General features: G+C 65.5%; 15 protein-coding genes. 9 read left to right on the top strand and 6 right to left on the bottom strand.

The features are described 5' to 3' along the window. Positions 1-28: 28 nt before the first annotated feature. The 6 genes from WFK98_RS00715 to WFK98_RS00690 all read right to left on the bottom strand — a co-directional run bounded on the left by WFK98_RS00715 (position 29) and on the right by WFK98_RS00690 (position 6,180). Complete coding sequence (locus WFK98_RS00715; RefSeq protein WP_336798941.1) at positions 29-1,387, bottom strand: MATE family efflux transporter; 1,359 nt, start codon at positions 1,385-1,387, stop codon at positions 29-31. A gap of 6 nt (positions 1,388-1,393) precedes the next feature. Beyond that, positions 1,394-1,996 carry a DUF2239 family protein gene (locus WFK98_RS00710; RefSeq protein ID WP_266340610.1) on the bottom strand — a complete coding sequence of 201 codons (603 nt, stop codon included), beginning with the start codon at positions 1,994-1,996 and terminating at the stop codon, positions 1,394-1,396. An 81-nt stretch (positions 1,997-2,077) separates the two neighbouring features. After that, positions 2,078-2,899, bottom strand: a complete 822-nt coding sequence (locus tag WFK98_RS00705; protein ID WP_266340611.1) for an ABC transporter permease — start codon at positions 2,897-2,899, stop codon at positions 2,078-2,080. 63 nt (positions 2,900-2,962) lie between these two features. Next, positions 2,963-3,871 carry an ABC transporter permease subunit gene (locus WFK98_RS00700; RefSeq protein ID WP_336798940.1) on the bottom strand — a complete coding sequence of 303 codons (909 nt, stop codon included), beginning with the start codon at positions 3,869-3,871 and terminating at the stop codon, positions 2,963-2,965. A gap of 4 nt (positions 3,872-3,875) precedes the next feature. Further along, positions 3,876-5,045: an ABC transporter ATP-binding protein gene (locus WFK98_RS00695; protein WP_336798939.1), complete on the bottom strand. Its 1,170-nt coding sequence runs from the start codon at positions 5,043-5,045 to the stop codon at positions 3,876-3,878. 73 nt (positions 5,046-5,118) lie between these two features. Next, complete coding sequence (locus WFK98_RS00690; RefSeq protein ID WP_277614356.1) at positions 5,119-6,180, bottom strand: polyamine ABC transporter substrate-binding protein; 1,062 nt, start codon at positions 6,178-6,180, stop codon at positions 5,119-5,121. A 250-nt stretch (positions 6,181-6,430) separates the two neighbouring features. Here WFK98_RS00690 and WFK98_RS00685 point away from each other — a divergent pair, with 250 nt between their 5' ends. The 9 genes from WFK98_RS00685 (at position 6,431) to WFK98_RS00645 (ending at position 16,967) form a co-directional block, all read left to right on the top strand. Next, entirely contained in the window at positions 6,431-7,831 is a 1,401-nt protein-coding gene (locus WFK98_RS00685) for a glutamine synthetase family protein (RefSeq protein WP_266340615.1), read from the top strand. Positions 7,832-7,915: 84 nt separating this feature from the next. Next, positions 7,916-9,298 carry an aspartate aminotransferase family protein gene (locus tag WFK98_RS00680; RefSeq protein ID WP_336798938.1) on the top strand — a complete coding sequence of 461 codons (1,383 nt, stop codon included), beginning with the start codon at positions 7,916-7,918 and terminating at the stop codon, positions 9,296-9,298. Between the two features lie 8 nt (positions 9,299-9,306). Further along, positions 9,307-10,581, top strand: coding sequence for an NAD(P)/FAD-dependent oxidoreductase (locus tag WFK98_RS00675; RefSeq protein ID WP_336798937.1), 1,275 nt, complete (start codon positions 9,307-9,309; stop codon positions 10,579-10,581). Between the two features lie 233 nt (positions 10,582-10,814). Then, a complete protein-coding gene (locus WFK98_RS00670) occupies positions 10,815-11,747 on the top strand; it encodes a substrate-binding domain-containing protein (protein ID WP_266340618.1) in 933 nt (310 codons plus the stop codon). Positions 11,748-11,860: 113 nt separating this feature from the next. Then, positions 11,861-12,847 (top strand): ABC transporter permease, encoded by a 987-nt coding sequence (locus tag WFK98_RS00665; RefSeq protein WP_266340619.1) that lies wholly within the window; start codon positions 11,861-11,863, stop codon positions 12,845-12,847. Positions 12,848-12,849: 2 nt separating this feature from the next. Continuing rightward, a complete protein-coding gene (locus WFK98_RS00660; RefSeq protein WP_266340620.1) occupies positions 12,850-13,632 on the top strand; it encodes an ATP-binding cassette domain-containing protein in 783 nt (260 codons plus the stop codon). Between the two features lie 367 nt (positions 13,633-13,999). Further along, a complete protein-coding gene (locus tag WFK98_RS00655) occupies positions 14,000-14,959 on the top strand; it encodes an NAD-dependent epimerase/dehydratase family protein (protein WP_266340621.1) in 960 nt (319 codons plus the stop codon). A gap of 267 nt (positions 14,960-15,226) precedes the next feature. Then, positions 15,227-16,006, top strand: a complete 780-nt coding sequence (locus WFK98_RS00650) for a CerR family C-terminal domain-containing protein (RefSeq protein ID WP_266340622.1) — start codon at positions 15,227-15,229, stop codon at positions 16,004-16,006. 1 nt (position 16,007) lies between these two features. Further along, positions 16,008-16,967 (top strand): HlyD family secretion protein, encoded by a 960-nt coding sequence (locus WFK98_RS00645; RefSeq protein ID WP_336798936.1) that lies wholly within the window; start codon positions 16,008-16,010, stop codon positions 16,965-16,967. Position 16,968 lies beyond the last annotated feature (1 nt).

The raw sequence follows: 16,968 nt of genomic DNA, 5'->3' as shown, positions 1-16,968 counted from the left end.
GCGCGGCGACCGAGGCGGCGACGCCGCCTCAGACCATCCTCTGGATCGACTTCCTGCGCCAGACGAACTGGTAATAGCTCGCCTGCATGGCCAGCATGGCGATATAGGCGATCGGATAAGCGGCCCAGACGCCGTTGATGCCGAAATGGCCGGACAGGCCATAGGCGACCGGCACCTCGATGGCGACAATCGCGACGATCGAGATCAGGGTCGGCACCAGCACCGTGCCGCTCGCCCGCATGACGCCGGCCAGCACGCTCGACATGCCGAAGATGATGTAGCCCCAGAGCACGATGTGCAGCAGCGTCTGGGCGAGTTCGATCACCGGCTCGGAAGTGATGAAGAATCCGATCAGGGTTCGCGAGAACAGGTAACAGAGGGTTACCAGACCGCCCGTGATGATGAGGCTCAGCAGGATGCCGGTGCGGGTGATGACGCCGAGGGCTGCGGCGCGGCCGGCGCCGATCGCCTGCGCGCCGAGGATCGACACGGTGATGGCGATCGAGATCGCCGGGAATTGCACGTAGTTGATCACCATGTTGACGGTGCCATAGGCGGCCGTCGCATCCGAGCCGAACGAATTCACCAGCGCCAGCACGGCGATTTCCGCCAGCGAGACCAGCACGAGCTGCACGCCCGAAGGAATGCCGATCCTGAGCACGGCGAGCAGCAGCTTGCCGTCGATGCGCAGGTGGCGGATCAGCACGGCATCGGGCGCGAGCGGATGCTTGCGCCGGCGCATGTGGAAGAACAGCCAGGCGAGCGCGACCAGGAACGACACGATCGACGCATAGGCGCCGCTGGCGATGCCGAACTGCGGCAGGCCAAACCAGCCGCGGATCAGCGCCGGCGTCACCAGCAGGCCAGTCACCGTCGAAACCGTCAGCGCATAGAGTGGCGTTACCGTGTCGCCGACTCCGCGCATCATCGAGGTCATCAGCAGGAAGACGAACAGCCCCGGCATCGCGATCAGCATGATACGCGCATATCGGGTGGCGTCGGGCAGGATGTCGGCCGGCGTACCGACCGCCTGCAGGATCGGACCCGTGAACGCGCCGCCGAAGATCGCCACGACCACGCCGAACAGAATCGCCACCGTCAGCGTCGTGCCGGCGACCGCCTTTACCGTCTCCAGCTTCTGCGCGCCATACGCCTGGCCGATCATCACCGAGGCGCCGGCGCCGAGGCCGATGGTGAAGGAGATGAACAGGAACAGGATCGGGAAGAAGGCGGCGACGGCGGCGAGCGCGCCGACGCCCAGCATCTGCCCGAGATAGATGTTGTTGAGCGTGCCCGACAGGGCCTGCAGGATGTTGCTCAGGATCATCGGCCCGAGGAAGACGAGAAAGGTCTTCCAGAGCGGCGGCAGCGACAGCGAAAGCCTCATTTCGGATCAGGCGTCTTCGAAGGCCGGGCCGGCCAGCTTGCCGGCATGGTCGCGGATGTCGACCGGCCAGGCGGCCGTCATCTGGCGGAAGCGCTCACGGTCGCCGGCGAACAGCGCCCGGCTCGCCTCCTCATATCCGGGCTGGTCGCCCGCCATCGCCGTCATGAAGCGCTGCGTCGCCTCCTGCGCGCGCCGAGCCCGATCGCGCCCCTCGCCGCTGCGGCGCGCCTCGTCGACCAGCTTGCGCAGCGCCACCGAGGCGCCGCCGGGCTGGCTGCCGAGCCACTCCCAATGGCGCGGCAGCAGCGTCACCTCGCGCGCGACGACGCCGAGCTTCGGACGGCCGGGACCGCGCGGCGGCGCCGTTTCCACCGGCGCCTTCGGAGCCACCGGCCGGTCATCGGTCAGCCGGGCGAGGACTTCGCCGGCCGAGCCGCGAAAATCGACCTCGATCAGCCGGCTGGTGTCATCATCGAAGAGCAGCACCGGCTCGCCGCCCTGGTCGACAGCCTCCTTGCTCTTCAGCGCCACGTCGGGCAGCAGCCCCGACGCAATGCGCCGGAGGCCCTGAAACGCCGTGCAGTAGACCTGCTGTGGAATGCTCATCATCACGCCCTTCCTGAACAGACGGCGTTTTACCCGGGCAAAATCAACACGTCAATATTACCCGGGTAATTCCTGAGCCTGTTCTCAAACGCCCTGAATCGCCAGCCGCTCCGCGCGCTGCCGCTCAACCTCGCGGCGCTTGGTCACGACCGAAGCAATGATGACGCCCGTCGCCACAATGGCGATCAGGATCGAGCAGATGGCGTTAATTTCCGGCGTCACGCCAAGGCGGACCTGGCTGTAGATCTTCATCGGCAGAGTGGTCGCGCCGGGGCCGGTCGTGAAGCTCGAAATGACGAGATCGTCGAGCGACAGGGTGAAGGCCAGCATCCAGCCAGCCACCACCGCCGGCAGGATCAGCGGCAGCGTGATGGTGAAGAAGGTGCGGAGCGGCGGGCAGCCAAGATCCAGCGCCGCCTCCTCCAGGCTGCGGTCGAAGGTGATCAGCCGCGACTGCACCACTACCGCGACGAAGCACATCGAGAAGGTGATATGGGCCAGCGTCAGGGTCCAGAAGCCGCGCGCGAAGCCGATAGCGACGAAGAGCAGCAGCATCGCGAGGCCGGTGATGACCTCGGGCATGACGAGCGGCGCGTAGACCATGCCGGAAAACAGCGTGCCACCCGGGAAGCGGCCAAAGCGCACCAGTGCGATCGCCGCCAGCGTGCCGAGAATGGTGGCGAAGGTCGCCGACAGCAGCGCGACGCGGATAGTCACCCAGGCAGCGTCGAGCAGGCCCTGATTGCTCAGGAGCGACACATACCATTTGGTCGAGAAGCCGCCCCATACCGTCACAAGCTTGGAGGCGTTGAACGAATAGACGACGAGCAGGACAATCGGCAGATAGAGGAAGGCGAAGCCGACCGTGATCGAAGTGACGTTGAACCAGGAAGCGCCGCGTCTCATCGTGCCCCTCCCCATCGGACCGCCGCGATATCGCGCGAAGAAAGCGAACCTGTCCGCATGGGCCTACTCCGACGCTTTCTTCTGGGCATTCTGGAACAGCATGATGGGAATCACCAGGATCGCCAGCAGCACGACGGCGACCGCCGACGAGACCGGCCAGTCACGGTTCGAGAAGAACTCGGCCCACAGCGTCTTGCCGATCATCAGCGTGTCGGAACCACCGAGAAGATCGGGGATCACGAACTCGCCGACCGCCGGAATGAAGACGAGGAAGCAGCCGGCGATGACGCCGGGGATCGACAGCGGGAAGGTGATCTTCCAGAACGCCTGGATCGGCGGGCAGCCGAGATCGGCGGCCGCCTCGAGCAGCGTCTCGTCGAGCTTCTCCAGCGTCGCGTAGAGCGGCAGGATCATGAAGGGCAGGTAGGAATAGACGATGCCGATATAGACGGCGAGCGTCGACGGCAGGATGTTGAGCGGCTCGCTGATCACGCCGAGGCTGAGCAGCAGCTGGTTGAGCAGCCCTTCGGGCTTCAGGATGCCGATCCAGGCGTAAACGCGGATCAGGAACGACGTCCAGAACGGCAGGATCACCAGCATCAGGAGCGTTGTCCGCCACTCCTTGCGGGAGCGCGCCATGCCATAGGCGATCGGATAGCCGATCAAAAGGATCAGGAAGGTCGAGATCACCGCGATCTTCAGGCTCGACAGGTAGGATTCCCAGTAGAGCGCGTCCTTGGTCAGGAAGACGTAGTTGTCGAAGCTGAATTCCTTGATCTGCTCCCAGAGCGCGCCGATGCCGCCGGAGACATCCAACGCCGGCGAGTAGGGCGGCATGGAGATCGCCGTCGTCGACAGCGAGATCTTCACCACGATCAGGAACGGGACCAAAAACAGCACGATCAGCCACAGATAGGGGATCGCGACGACCAGCCATCGAAGGGGCGAATGTCCGGAGGAACGATTGGCCATCGGACTACCTCGTGAGCACGACGCCGCCGTCCCGCGACCAGGTCAGCCAGACCTTGTCGTCCCAGGTGATCGGCCGCTCGACGAGACGGGTGGTGTTGGTGATGGTGGCCTTGACGGTGGCGCCAGTGGCGAGCCGCACATGGTAGATCGAGACGTCGCCGAGATAGGCGATGTCCCAGACCTCGCCGGAGACGGCATTGACGCCCGGATCCGCGGGAGGCGTCAGCGAGATCGCGACCTTTTCCGGCCGGACCGCGAACCAGGCCTTGTCACCGAGCTTGGCGCCGCCGTCCTGGCTGACCTGCACCTTCGCGCCGGTGCCGTCGCAATCGAGCGTCGCCACACCACCCTCGACGGAGGATACGTGGCCTTCGAGCAGGTTGATGTCGCCGATGAAGTCCGCGACATAGCGCGAATTCGGCTGCTCGTAGATTTCCGCCGGAGTCGCTATCTGGACGATCTTGCCCTGGTCCATCACGGCGATCCGGTCGGCGACCGTCATCGCCTCCTCCTGGTCGTGCGTGACGATGACGAAGGTCATGCCGAGCTTGACCTGCAGGTCGATCAGCTCGAACTGGGTATCCTCGCGCAGCTTCTTGTCGAGCGCACCGAGAGGTTCGTCGAGCAGCAGCACTTTCGGCTTCTTGGCGAGCGAGCGGGCCAGCGCGACGCGCTGCCGCTGGCCGCCGGAAAGCTGGTGCGGCTTGCGTTTGGAGAATTTCTCGAGCTTGACCAGCGCCAGCATCTCGTCGACGCGGGTGGCGATTTCCGGCTTCGGCATGCCGTCCTGCTTCAGGCCGAAGGCAATGTTATCCCAGACCGACATGTGCGGAAACAGCGCATAGGACTGGAACATCATGTTCGTCGGGCGCCGGTAGGGCGGCACGCCGACGAGATCCTGCCCGTCGAGCATGACATGGCCGCTGGTCGGCTCCTCGAAGCCGGCGATCATGCGCATCAGCGTGGTCTTGCCGCAGCCGGACGGACCGAGCAGGGCGAAGAACTCGCGCTCGTAGATGTTCAAAGAGAGATCGTCGACGGCGGTGAAATCGCCGAACGTCTTGGTGACGTTCTGGAACTGGATAAAGGGCTTCGCGGCCGGATCGTTCCAGGGCGCGAAGGCCCTGCGGATCGGTCCGAGCGATTTGCCCGCTGAAAGCGACTTACCTGCCATGGGGCCTCCACCCGCGTTCCATGCCCGTCGTGAAGAGGCCCGGTACTAGACCGGGCCTCTTTTGTCCATCGGATCAGGTGCCGCTCTTGATCTTCGTCCAGAGCCGCGTCACGACGCGCTGAACCTTCGGGTCGTTCGGCGTCGTCGTGTAGAGCTTCTTCATCACGTCCGCCGGCGGGTAGATCGTCGGATCGTCAAGGATCTCCTTGTTGATGAAGGCCTGCGAATCCTTGTTGCCGTTGGCGTAGGCGACGTAGTCGGTCGCCTTGGCGATCACTTCCGGCTGCTGGATGTAGTTGATGAAGGCGAGCGCTGCCTCCGGGTTCGGCGCGTCCTTCGGGATCGCCATCGAATCCATCCACAGCAACGCGCCTTCCTTCGGGATCGCGTAGCCGACTTCGACCTTGTTGTTGGCTTCCGTGGCGCGCGTGCGCGCCTGGATCACATCACCCGAATAGCCGAAGGCCAGGCAGATGTCGCCATTGGCCAGCGCCTGGATATATTCCGACGAATGGAACTTGCGGATATACGGACGGATCTTCTCGAGCAACTCGCCCGCCTTGGCGATCTCGTCCGGGTTCTTGGAATCCGGCGGCAGGCCGAGATAGTTGAGCGCGGCCGGGATCACGTCATCCGGCGAATCCAGCATGTAAACGCCGCAGTCCTTGAACTTCGACACGACTTCCGGCTTGAAGAACATGTCCATCGAGTCGACCGGCGCGTCCGGCATGGCCGCCTTGATCTTCTCGACATTGTAGCCGATGCCGGTGGTGCCCCACATGTAGTTCACGGCGATCTTGTTGCCGGGATCATAGGTGGCGAGACGGGTCGTGATCTCGTCCCACATATGGGAGAGGTTCGGGATCTTCGACTTGTCGAGGTCCTGGAACACGCCAACGTCGATCATGCGCTTCAGATTGCGGTCCGTCGGCACGACGATGTCGTAGCCCGACCCACCGGCCAGCATCTTCGTTTCCAGGATTTCCATGGAATCGTAGACGTCATAAACGACCTTGATGCCGGTCTGCTTGGTGAAGTCCTCGATGATCGAGGTATCGATGTAGTCCGACCAGTTGAAGATGTGCAGTTCCTTGTCGGCGGCGGCGGCGCCGCTGATCGAACCGACGGCCAGCATCGCGCCGAGCGCAACGCCGCTGAAGATATGCTTGATCATATAGTTCCCCTAGATACAGCCGCATCGACCCTCGCGGGCCGGCCACAATTCTGTTCCCGAATTTAGACGTTAGAAGGCTTTTTGGCCTACCTCAACCGTTTCCTGCGACCACTGGCAGGGACCCGACGCCGCATGGACAACGCATCCAAGTTGACTTCGGTCCAGCCGTGGCGACACTTCAGGACAGTCGCGTGAAAGCCGAGGGGAAATCGTGGCAAAACGGAAGAAGGGCGCCAAGGCCATCGAGGGTGATGTCCGTGGCGTCAAGTCGCTGGATGAGGCCAGGGACTGGCTGAAGGCGCGCGGCATCGAGGACATCGAATGCGTCGTGCCAGACCAGGCCGGCGTCGCCCGCGGCAAGATGATGCCGGTGCAGAAATTCCTCGCGGGACCGACCATGTCGATGCCCGGTTCGATCCTGACCCAGACCATCACGGGCGACTATCCCGACGACGATGCCCGCTTCGTCAGCGACGCCGCCGACCAGGACGTGATGTTCGAGCCCGACCTGTCGACGCTCTGCGTCGTGCCGTGGGAAGCAGACCCGACCGCGCAGGTCATCCACGACGCCTATCACCGCGACGGGCGCTCGGTGGAAACCGCGCCGCGCCAGGTGCTGCGCCGCGTCATCGAGCTCTATTCGCACCAGGGCTGGCAGCCCGTGGTGGCGCCCGAGCTCGAGTTCTACCTGGTCAAGCCGAACACCGATCCCGACTACCAGCTGGAGCCGCCCACCGGGCGCTCCGGCCGCCCGGAGGCGGCGCGCCAGTCCTATTCGATCGCGGCGATCAACGAGTTCGACGACCTGTTCGACGACATCTACGACTTTTCCGAGCAGCAGGGCCTCGAGATCGACACGCTGATCCACGAGGAAGGCGCCGCGCAGATGGAGATCAACCTGCTGCACGGCGACCCGCTGGCGCTCGCCGATCAGGTGTTCCTGTTCAAGCGCACCATCCGCGAGGCGGCGCTGCGGCACGACATGTACGCCACCTTCATGGCGAAGCCGATGTCGCGCGAGCCGGGCTCGGCCATGCACATCCACCAGTCGGTCGTCGACGTCGAGACTGGCAGGAACATCTTCTCCGACGAGGACGGCGACCCGACCTCGAAGTTCTTCGCCTTCATCGGCGGCTCGCAGAAATACCTGCCCGCCGTGCTCTGCATGCTGGCCCCCTATGTGAACTCCTATCGCCGGCTGGTGCGCTCGTCCTCGGCGCCAGTCAACACGCAGTGGGGCTACGACAACCGCACGGTCGGCCTGCGCGTACCGAACTCCAATCCGGCCGGGCGGCGGCTGGAAAACCGACTGCCCTCCTCCGACGCCAACCCCTATCTCGCCATGGCCGCGTCGCTCGCCTGCGGCTATCTTGGCCTGATGGAGGGACTGAAGGTCGGCGACCCCGTCTCCGGCTCGGCCAATTCGAACGAGATCGACCTGCCGCGCGGGCTGCTGGAAGCCGTCGCGCTGTTCGAGGAACAGGAAGAACTGGCCGAAATCTTCGGCGAGCGCTTCGTCGCCACCTATGGCGCCATCAAGCGAGCCGAATACGAGACGTTCATGCAGGTGATCAGCCCGTGGGAGCGGGAATTCCTGCTGCTGAACGTCTAGGCCGCCGGCCGACCCTATAAGGCGCATTCTCGTCGGGCCCGCGGCCCGGCGAGGATCCATGCAAGACCGCAACCGGACCTGCCCATGACGAAGCCATCCAACGTCACCGCCGACTATCGCGCCCGCGACGCGGCGCACCACATCCATGCCTTCTCCGACATGAAGAGCCTTAACGCGGAGGGCAGCCGCGTCGTCGTCCGGGCCGAGGGCTCGTGGATCTGGGATTCCGAGGGCAACCGCATCCTCGACGGCATGTCGGGCCTTTGGTGCGTCAATATCGGCCATGGCCGCAAGGAGATCGCCGAGGCCGTGCAGCGGCAGATGGCGGATCTCTCCTTCTACAACACCTTCTTCAAGTCGACCCATCCGCCGGCGATCGAACTGGCCGAGACGCTCGCGCGGCTGACGCCGCCGCAGTTCAACCGCGTCTTCTTCGCCGGCTCGGGCTCGGAGGCGAACGACACCGTCATCCGCATGGTGCGCCACTACTGGGCGAGCCTCGGCAAGCCGGAAAAGTCGGTCCTGATCGCGCGCAAGAACGCCTATCACGGCTCGACGCTTGGCGGCGGCAGCCTCGGCGGCATGACGTCGATCCACAGCCAGGGCGGCCTGCCGATCCCCGGCATCCACCACATCGCCCAGCCCTACTGGTTCGGCGAGGGCGGAGAGATGGGCCCTGACGAATTCGGCGTCTACGCCGCGCGCGAACTGGAAAAGGCGATCGACGAGATCGGCGAGGACAGGATCGCCGCCTTCGTCGCCGAGCCGATCCAGGGCGCCGGCGGCGTCATCATCCCGCCCGCCACCTACTGGCCGGAAGTAAAGCGCATCCTCGCCGAGCGCGACATCCTGCTGGTCGCCGACGAGGTCATCACCGGCTTCGGCCGCACCGGCAACTGGTTCGGTTCCGAGACCTTCGAAATCGAGCCCGACCTGATGGCCTTCGCCAAGGGCGTCTCCTCCGGCTATCTGCCGATCGGCGGCGTCATGGTTTCCGACAAGGTCGCCGACGTCCTCTACGGCGCGGGCGAATTCCATCACGGCTTCACCTATTCGGCCCATCCCGTCGCCGCCGCCGCGGCGGTCGAGAACCTGCGCATTCTCGAATCCGAAAAGCTGGTCGAGCGGGTACGCGACGATATCGGCCCCTATCTGCAGGCGCGCTGGCGCGCTCTCGCCGACCATCCGCTGGTCGGCGAGGCACGCATGACTGGCCTGATGGGCGCCATTGAACTGGTGCCGAACAAGCCGTCGCGGACGGAGAAGTTCGCCGATACCGGCAAGGTCGGCACGATCGCACGCGACATCTCGCTCCGGAACAACCTCGTCATGCGCGCCGTGCGCGACAGCCTGATCATCGCGCCGCCGCTGACGCTCAGCCATGACGAGGCCGACCAGCTGATCGCCTCCGCCCGCAAGACGCTCGACGACACCCAGGCCGAGCTGAAGCGGCTCGGCCTCCTGTGAGGCGCGCGATGAAGCCGCACGCCCCTTCCTGGTATGCCGCGACAGCAGACAAGGACCTCGCCTTCGCCCCGCTCGACGGCGATACGCGCGCCGACGTCGTCATCGTCGGCGGCGGCTACACCGGGTTGTCGGCGGCGCTGCACCTCGCCGAAGCCGGCATCGACGTGGTGCTGATCGAGGCGGAGAAGGTCGGCTGGGGCGCTTCCGGGCGCAATGGCGGCCAACTCCATACAGGCCAACGCCGCGACCAGGAATGGCTGGAAAAGCGGCTCGGCAAGCCGGCCGCCCTGGAACTGTTCCGCCTGGCCGAGGAAGCCAAGGCGCTCGTCCACCACTTGATCGACAAGCACCAGATCGACGCCGAGTGGCGACCCGGCCTGATCGAGGCCGTGCACAAGGAGCGCCTCGTCGCAGAGGAGCGCCACTATGTCGAGGTGCTGAACCGCGACTATGGCTACACACCGGCCGAATGGATCGACCGCGACCGGCTGGCGCCGATGATCGGCAGCGACAGCTATTTCGGCGGCCGGCTCGATCGCACCGCCGGCCACCTGCATCCGTTGAAATTCGCGCAGGGACTGGCGCGCGCCGCCCAGAAGGCCGGGGCGCGGATCCATGAGGGCACGGCAGCCAGGAAGCTCGTCGACGGCGAGACGCCGATGATCGAGACGCTACGTGGCCGGATCAAGGCGGATATCGTCGTGCTCGCCGGCAACGGCCTGCTCGACGGCATCGACCCAGAAACCGAAACCCGCGCCATGCCGATCAAGAACTTCATCCTGACGACGGAGCCGATCGGCGCCGGTGGTCCTGGCGGCCTGATCCCTGGCGGCGAGGCGGTCTCCGATTCGCGCTTCGTCGTCTATTACTGGCGGCCGACGCCGGACGGACGCATCCTGTTCGGCGGCGGCGAGACCTATTCGCGCAGCGACCCCGCCGACATATTCGCCTTCGTGCGGCGCCATCTCCTGAAGATCTATCCTGGGCTCGATGGCACGAGGATCGACTACGCATGGGGCGGCACGCTCGCGGTCACGGTCAACCGCCTGCCCTTCCTGCGCAAGCTTCGCAGCGGCGTCTTTGCCGCCTCCGGCTATTCCGGCCAGGGCGTGGCGCTGGCCCCCTTCGGCGGCAAGATCCTGGCCGAGGCCATCCTCGGCAATCCCGGCAAGCTCGACGCCTTTGCCGCGCTCCCCTGCCCCCGCTTCCCCGGCGGCAAGCTGCTGCGCTGGCCGGCGCTCGTCGCCGGCATGAGCTGGTACGCGCTGCGCGACCGGCTCTGATGCCATCCGGCAGAGCCGAGGCGTTGCGCCAATGACAGCGGTGTCATTTTTTTGGACAATCTGTCGCAGCGTCAGTTGACGCACGCGGCAATTGTGTCAGTCTCCCCCCGAGACCGCTGCTGCCAACGGCGTAGAGGCACCTCTCGACCGGGCAGCAAGCGCGCCGCGAAAAGCGGCGAAGCGGCAGCCATAGCCGTGGTCGCATGAACGAAACGTTCAATGGGAGGATGCCAATGTTCAAGAAGCTCGCGGTACTCTTGTCCGGCGCAATGATAGCGCTGGCAATGCCGGTCGCGGCCCAGGCCAAGACCTTCTACTGGATCTCGCACGGCACGTCGGCCGACCCGGTCTGGACCTACTTCCTTGCCGGTGCCCAGCAGTGGGCGAAGGATACCGGCAACACGGTCAACACCTCGTTCCACCAGGGCAACGTCGCCTCGCACCAGGAGGCCGTACGCGCCGCCATCGCCGCCAAGGCCGACGGCATCGTCACGACCAGCCCGGATCCCGGCAGCCTGGTCGAGGTCGCGAAGGAAGCCAACGCCGCCAAGATCCCGATCATCAACTTCAACACCCCCGACCCGAAGGCGTCGTTCAACGCCTATGTCGGCGGCAACAACGTCGTGTTCGGCCGTGGCTGGGCGCAGTATCTGGTCGACAAGGGCCTGGTGAAGAAGGGCGATTTCGTCTGGATGCCGGTCGAGATCCCGGGCGCCACCTATGGCGTGCAGGAAGAGGAAGGCATCAAGAGCGTGTTCGAGCCGCTCGGCATCACCTATGAGGTGACCGAGGCGACGCTCGACCAGGCCGAGGTCATCACCCGCATGGTCGATTACCTCACCGCCAACCGGACCAAGGTGAAAGCGATCATCGGCCTCGGCGATCTCGTCACCGGTTCGATCAAGCGCGTCTTCGACCAGGTCGGCGTCAAGCCGGGCGAAATCCCGGTCGTCGGCTGGGGCAACTCGCTCGACACCACGCAGGAAGTGCTGAACGGCTATGTCAACGCCGCGCAGTGGCAGGACCCGCAAGCGACCAGCTACGTCGCCCTGTCGCTCGCCAACATGGCGGCCAGCGGCATTCCTCCGGGCTTCAACGTAATCACCGGCGCCCTGTACGAGAAGGACACGGCGCAGCTCTACGACAACATCCTTTCGGGCAAGTAGTCCCGCAGGAGCGGGCATCCGCGACGGCGTCGCGGATGCCCCGTCGATCGACGGCCGCATGACCGCGTCCAAGCGGCGGCGACCTGCCTGCCCTCACGCCATTCGGTCTGCCCGTGGAAAACCGCTCCTTCATCCAGCGCTTCATCGCGAAGCCGGAGTTCGGCCCGCTCGTTCTGCTGATCGTGGAAATCGCGATCTTCTGGTCGATCAATCCGGACTTCCTGTCGCCGCTCAACATCTCCAACACCCTGTCCTTCACCGTCGAGCTCGGCCTGATCGCGCTGGCCATGACGCTCCTGATGACGGCCGGCGAGTTCGACCTCTCGGTCGGCTCGGTGTTCGGCTTCGCGCCGGTGCTGATGTGGACCCTCTTCAACTCCGGCATCACCTCGCTCGAGGTCGCGTTCCTGATCGCGCTCGCCGTCGCGGCTCTGATCGGGCTCGCCAACGGCCTGTTCGTGACGCGGATCAAGATCTCGTCCTTCCTGGTCACGCTCGGCATGCTGCTCGTCGTGCGCGGCGTCGCGCTGTTCATCTCCGACGGCTTCCCGCAGCGGACCTGGAGCGCGGGACAGCACTGGCTGGCGCATGTGCTGGTCGGCGATTTCTATGTCGGCCCCTTCCGCATCTACATGTCGCTGTTCTGGTTCATCGGCTTCGCGCTGCTGCTCGGCTATGTGCTGACCCAGACCAAGGCCGGCAACTGGATCCAGGCGACCGGCGGCAATCCCGGCGCGGCACGGGCGCGCGGCGTCAACGTCAACCGCACCAAGGTGCTGCTCTTCATGCTGTCGGCGACGATGGCCTCCTTCGCCGGCGTGATCAGCTCGATCCGGACCTCCGCCGCCAATCCGAACAGCGGCGCCGGCTACGAGCTCGAGGTCATCGCCATGGTGGTGATCGGCGGCACCGCGCTGATGGGCGGCCGCGGCACCATCATCGGCACCGTGCTCGGCGTGTTCATCCTGCGCGTCATGCGCAACGGCATCGTGCTGATCGGCGTGCCCGGCCTCGCCTACAACATCTTCATCGGCGCGATCATCCTCGGCATGATGACGCTGCACTCCGTCCTCGAGCGCCGGCACCAGGCGGGTACCTAACCATGACCGATTTGATCCGGATGGAGCGCGTCTCCAAGGCCTACGGCAAGGTGCAGGCGCTCAAGGACGTCGATTTCAGCGTCCGCGAAAACGAGATCGTCGGACTGCTCGGCGACAATGGCGCCGGCAAGTCGACGCTGATCAAGGTGCTCTCCGGCGCCGTGCCCTCGACCAGCGGCGACATCTATGTGCGCGGCAAGAAGGTGAGTATCCGTTCGACGACGGACGCGATCGCCAACGGCATAGAGACGATCTACCAGGACTCGGCGCTGGTCACCCAACTCTCGATCGCGCGCAACCTCTTCCTCGGTCGCGAGCCGGTGAAGGGCCCGCGCTTCATGAACCGGCTCGATCACCAGGCCATGGACGCGGTCGCCCGCGACCTGCTGAAGCGCGTCGGCATCAGCAAGAACATCCCGCCCTCGACGCCAGTCGGCGCACTTTCCGGCGGCGAGCGCCAGGCGGTCGCGATTGCCCGCGCCATGTATTTCGAGAGCGACCTGATCATCCTCGACGAGCCGACCAACAATCTCGGCGTCGCCGAGACGCAGGGCGTGCTGCGCTTCGTGCGCAATGCGCGCAAGTCCGGCCACTCCTGCATCTTCATCGCCCACAACATCCACCATGTGTTCCAGGTGGTCGACCGGATCGTGGTGATGCGCGGCGGCCGGGTTGTCGCCGACGACATCAACCCGAAGCAGTCCAGCGTCGAGGATGTCGAGCGCATCATCACCGGCATGTCGGACGAGGAACTGGAGCACGCCCTCGGCCCGAACAGCCACTGAGGGGCCAAGCGCTGAGGGGGCAAGCGCCAACGGTTCCGCGCGCCTCGCGAAATCGCCGCCCCTTCCTGCCGAGACGGCGACGCAGGGGCGGCGGATTTCATTCTCCGCGACCAGGGGGCGCTTGGCGGATGCGGATGCGGCAGCGTGCCTCCCGATAGTCCGCGCGGCAGCCGGCCGAACATGAGCGCCATGGCATCCATGGACGGGACATTTCGGCGTTCGGGTCGCCCGTTCGCCGAACGGTTTCGACGATTTTGCGTCGCCGCAACATAAAGATGCTCGCAACTGTTCCGGGGCTTGCCGGCCCTCTGGCGAAGCGCATGGCTTGCGATAACATTATCGTGATGCGGAACGGGAGGACGGCACCATGACACGTGTGATCGTGATCGGTGGGAGTGGCCATGTCGGTACCTATCTGGTGCCGAGACTGGTAGAGGCGGGCTTCGAGGTCGTCAACGTCGCGCGTGGCCAGCGCAGCGCCTACCAGCCGCATGCGGCCTGGTCGAAGGTCGAGACGGTGGTGCTCGACCGTGAGGCGGAAGACAGGGCCGGCACCTTCGGCGCCAAGATCAGCGATCTGCGGCCCGACATCGTCATCGACATGATCTGCTTCACGCTCCCGAGCGCGCAGCTCCTGGTCGATGCGCTACGCGGCCGGGTCGAGCATTTCCTTCACACCGGCACGATCTGGGTGCATGGCCCGAGCGTCGCCGTGCCGACGCCGGAAACCGTGGCGCGCCGCCCCTTCGGCGAGTACGGCACCCAGAAGGCGGCGATCGAAGCCTATCTGATGCACGAAGCGCAGCGGAACGCCTTCCCCGCGACCATCGTGCATCCCGGCCATATCGTCGGGCCCGGCTGGGCGCCACTCAATCCGGCCGGCCATTTCGATCCCTCCGTGTTCTCGACGCTGGCGCAGGGCAAGGAACTGGTGCTGCCGAATTTCGGCCTCGAGACCGTGCATCACGTCCATGCCGACGACGTCGCGCAGATGTTCATGAAGGCGATCGGCAACTGGAGCATGGCGGTCGGCGAGGCCTTCCACACCGTCTCCGCCCAGGCGGTGTCGCTGCGCGGCTATGCCGAGGCCGTGTCATCCTGGTTCGGACAGGAGGCGAAGCTCTCCTACCTGCCGTGGGAGCAGTGGAAGCAGCAGCACAGCCCCGAGATCGTCGAACAGACGCTCGACCACATCGCCCGCAGCCCGAACTGCAGCATCGACAAGGCCAGGCGACATCTCGACTACCAGCCGCGTTACTCATCGTTCGAAGCGGTGCGCGAGGCGGTCGACTGGCTCGTCGCCCAGGGGATCGTCGCAACCGGCTAAGGCATTCGCGCTCCGCTCGCCCCGGCGCCGGACGACCGGCGCGCGGGCGATCTCGGTTGCCGTTTCCCTTGGATTCCACCCAGACTCTGTCACCGCCAATGGCGCAAATCTGCCGTAACGGCATGAACCGTCATGGGAATTCGACACGCGCCTTGCAAGGGCTTCGTAGAAATTTATAGCGTCGCATAAATTCAATCATTCGATTGACCTCGTTTCGCAATTGCACAATCTTGGCGGGCGGGGCGGAGCGAATCGGAGTGACGCTGGATGAATTCGGAAGCAACCTCGGTCGGGCGGGCTGATTTCGACATGGCCTTCGAAAGGGCCGACGACGTCGAGACGGTCGAGGCGCAGGACGCGCTTCCGGCCTCTCGCCACTATCGCCGCGCCCGCCAGGATCGCGGTGCGGAAACTCGCCAGAAGCTGCTGCTCGCCGCCCTCGACGTCTTCGGGCGCTATGGCTTCGAGGGCGCGGCGACGCGCGACATCGCCAAGCGCGCCGGCGCCAATCTGGCGGCGATCGTCTACCATTTTGGCAGCAAGGACTCGCTACATCGCGCCGTCGCCGAATATGTCGTCGAGCAGATGCAGATGCGGATCGGCGACAGCATCAACGCCGCTGCCCGGGCCTTGACCGGCGATGTCGACCGGCCGACGGCCCGTCGCCTGCTGCAGAACATCATCGACGTCCATATCGATTGCATGCTCGGCGAGGCCGAGGCCGAACTCTGGGGCCGCTTCATCATGCGCGAACAGATGGAGCCCTCGTCCGCCTTCGACGTCATCTACGACTACATGATGTCCTGCCAGACCACGACGACGACGCTGGTGGCGATCCTGCTCAACCTTGATCCGCGCTCGGAAGAAGCGACGTTGCGCTCCTTCGCCATCTCCGGCCAGTTCGTCATCTTCTGCGTCGGCCGTCCGATGGTGCTGAAGAAGCTCGGCCGCGATACGCTGAGCAACAAGGACCGCGACGAGATCCGGCGCATCGTTGCCGAACAGATCGACCTGTTGGTCGGAGAGACACTGGCAGACGAGGGGTAGCATGCGGACGGGCCGTGCGCTTTCGCTGGTCCTACTGCTTCTTCTGGCGGGTTGCGGCGACAGCGCGCGCGATCCGCTCCTGCACGGCTATGTCGACGCCGACTACGTCCTGGTCGGGGCGGAAGTCACCGGCCGGCTCGCCACCCTCAATGTGAAGCGCGGCGATCCGGTCAAGGCCGGCGCCGTGCTCTTCACCCTAGACGACCGCGACGAGACGGCGGCACTCGCGCAGGCCCAGGCCCAGCTGGCGCAGGCGAAGGCCAGCCTCGCCGACCTCCTGACCGGCAAGCGGCCGGAGGAAATCCGCGTACTCGACGCCCAGCTCGCGGATGCCGAGGCGGCGCTGACGGTGGCGCAGAAGACCTATGACCGCAATCGCGACCTCTCGACCCGCGCCGTCGTCGCGGTTGCGACGCTCGACCAGTCGAAGGCGGATCTCGATTCAGCCGCGGCCCGCGTCCAGGCGGCGCGGGAGAACCGCGCCGTCGCCAACCTGCCGGCGCGACCCGACCAGATCGCGGCGGCGCAACAGCAGGTCTCCGCGCTCGCCGCCGCCGTCACCGCGGCCGAGGCGAAGCTCGCGCGGCGCACCCAAAGCGCCGTCGCCCCCGGCCGCATCGAGGAGGTGTTCTACCAGGTCGGCGAGATCGTCCCGGCAGGGCAGGCCGTCACGTCGCTGCTGCCGGAGGGGGCGCGCAAGATCCTGTTCTTCGTGCCGGAGGCGATGCGCTCCACGGTCCGGCCCGGCCAGCGCGCGTCGATCCTCTGCGATGGCTGCGCCAGCGGCCTGACGGCGACCATCGCCAGCATCGCGACCGATGCGGAATTCACGCCGCCGGTGATCTATTCGAAGGAGAGCCGCGCCAAGCTGGTGTTCCGCGTCGAGGCCAGGCCGGAAGGCGACGCCCGGAAGCTCGATCCCGGCCAGCCTGTCGACATCCGGCTCGGGACGGAGCAATAGG

This window comes from Kaistia sp. MMO-174, from assembly GCF_037147815.1.
GTDB lineage: Bacteria > Pseudomonadota > Alphaproteobacteria > Rhizobiales > Kaistiaceae > Kaistia > Kaistia nematophila.
Note: the sequence above shows the minus strand (reverse complement) of the source record. Positions and strands in the feature narration are given on the sequence as shown.

Bases quoted from the DNA above. Each gene is read 5' to 3' on its own strand.
- WFK98_RS00715 (WP_336798941.1), bottom strand. From the start codon at position 1,387: ATGAGGCTTTCGCTGTCGCTGCCGCCGCTCTGGAAGACCTTTCTCGTC.
- WFK98_RS00710 (WP_266340610.1), bottom strand. From the start codon at position 1,996: ATGATGAGCATTCCACAGCAGGTCTACTGCACGGCGTTTCAGGGCCTC.
- WFK98_RS00705 (WP_266340611.1), bottom strand. From the start codon at position 2,899: ATGAGACGCGGCGCTTCCTGGTTCAACGTCACTTCGATCACGGTCGGC.
- WFK98_RS00700 (WP_336798940.1), bottom strand. From the start codon at position 3,871: ATGGCCAATCGTTCCTCCGGACATTCGCCCCTTCGATGGCTGGTCGTC.
- WFK98_RS00695 (WP_336798939.1), bottom strand. From the start codon at position 5,045: ATGGCAGGTAAGTCGCTTTCAGCGGGCAAATCGCTCGGACCGATCCGC.
- WFK98_RS00690 (WP_277614356.1), bottom strand. From the start codon at position 6,180: ATGCTGGCCGTCGGTTCGATCAGCGGCGCCGCCGCCGCCGACAAGGAA.
- WFK98_RS00680 (WP_336798938.1), top strand. From the start codon at position 7,916: ATGACGAAGCCATCCAACGTCACCGCCGACTATCGCGCCCGCGACGCG.
- WFK98_RS00675 (WP_336798937.1), top strand. From the start codon at position 9,307: ATGAAGCCGCACGCCCCTTCCTGGTATGCCGCGACAGCAGACAAGGAC.
- WFK98_RS00670 (WP_266340618.1), top strand. From the start codon at position 10,815: ATGTTCAAGAAGCTCGCGGTACTCTTGTCCGGCGCAATGATAGCGCTG.
- WFK98_RS00660 (WP_266340620.1), top strand. From the start codon at position 12,850: ATGACCGATTTGATCCGGATGGAGCGCGTCTCCAAGGCCTACGGCAAG.
- WFK98_RS00655 (WP_266340621.1), top strand. From the start codon at position 14,000: ATGACACGTGTGATCGTGATCGGTGGGAGTGGCCATGTCGGTACCTAT.
- WFK98_RS00650 (WP_266340622.1), top strand. From the start codon at position 15,227: ATGAATTCGGAAGCAACCTCGGTCGGGCGGGCTGATTTCGACATGGCC.
- WFK98_RS00645 (WP_336798936.1), top strand. From the start codon at position 16,008: ATGCGGACGGGCCGTGCGCTTTCGCTGGTCCTACTGCTTCTTCTGGCG.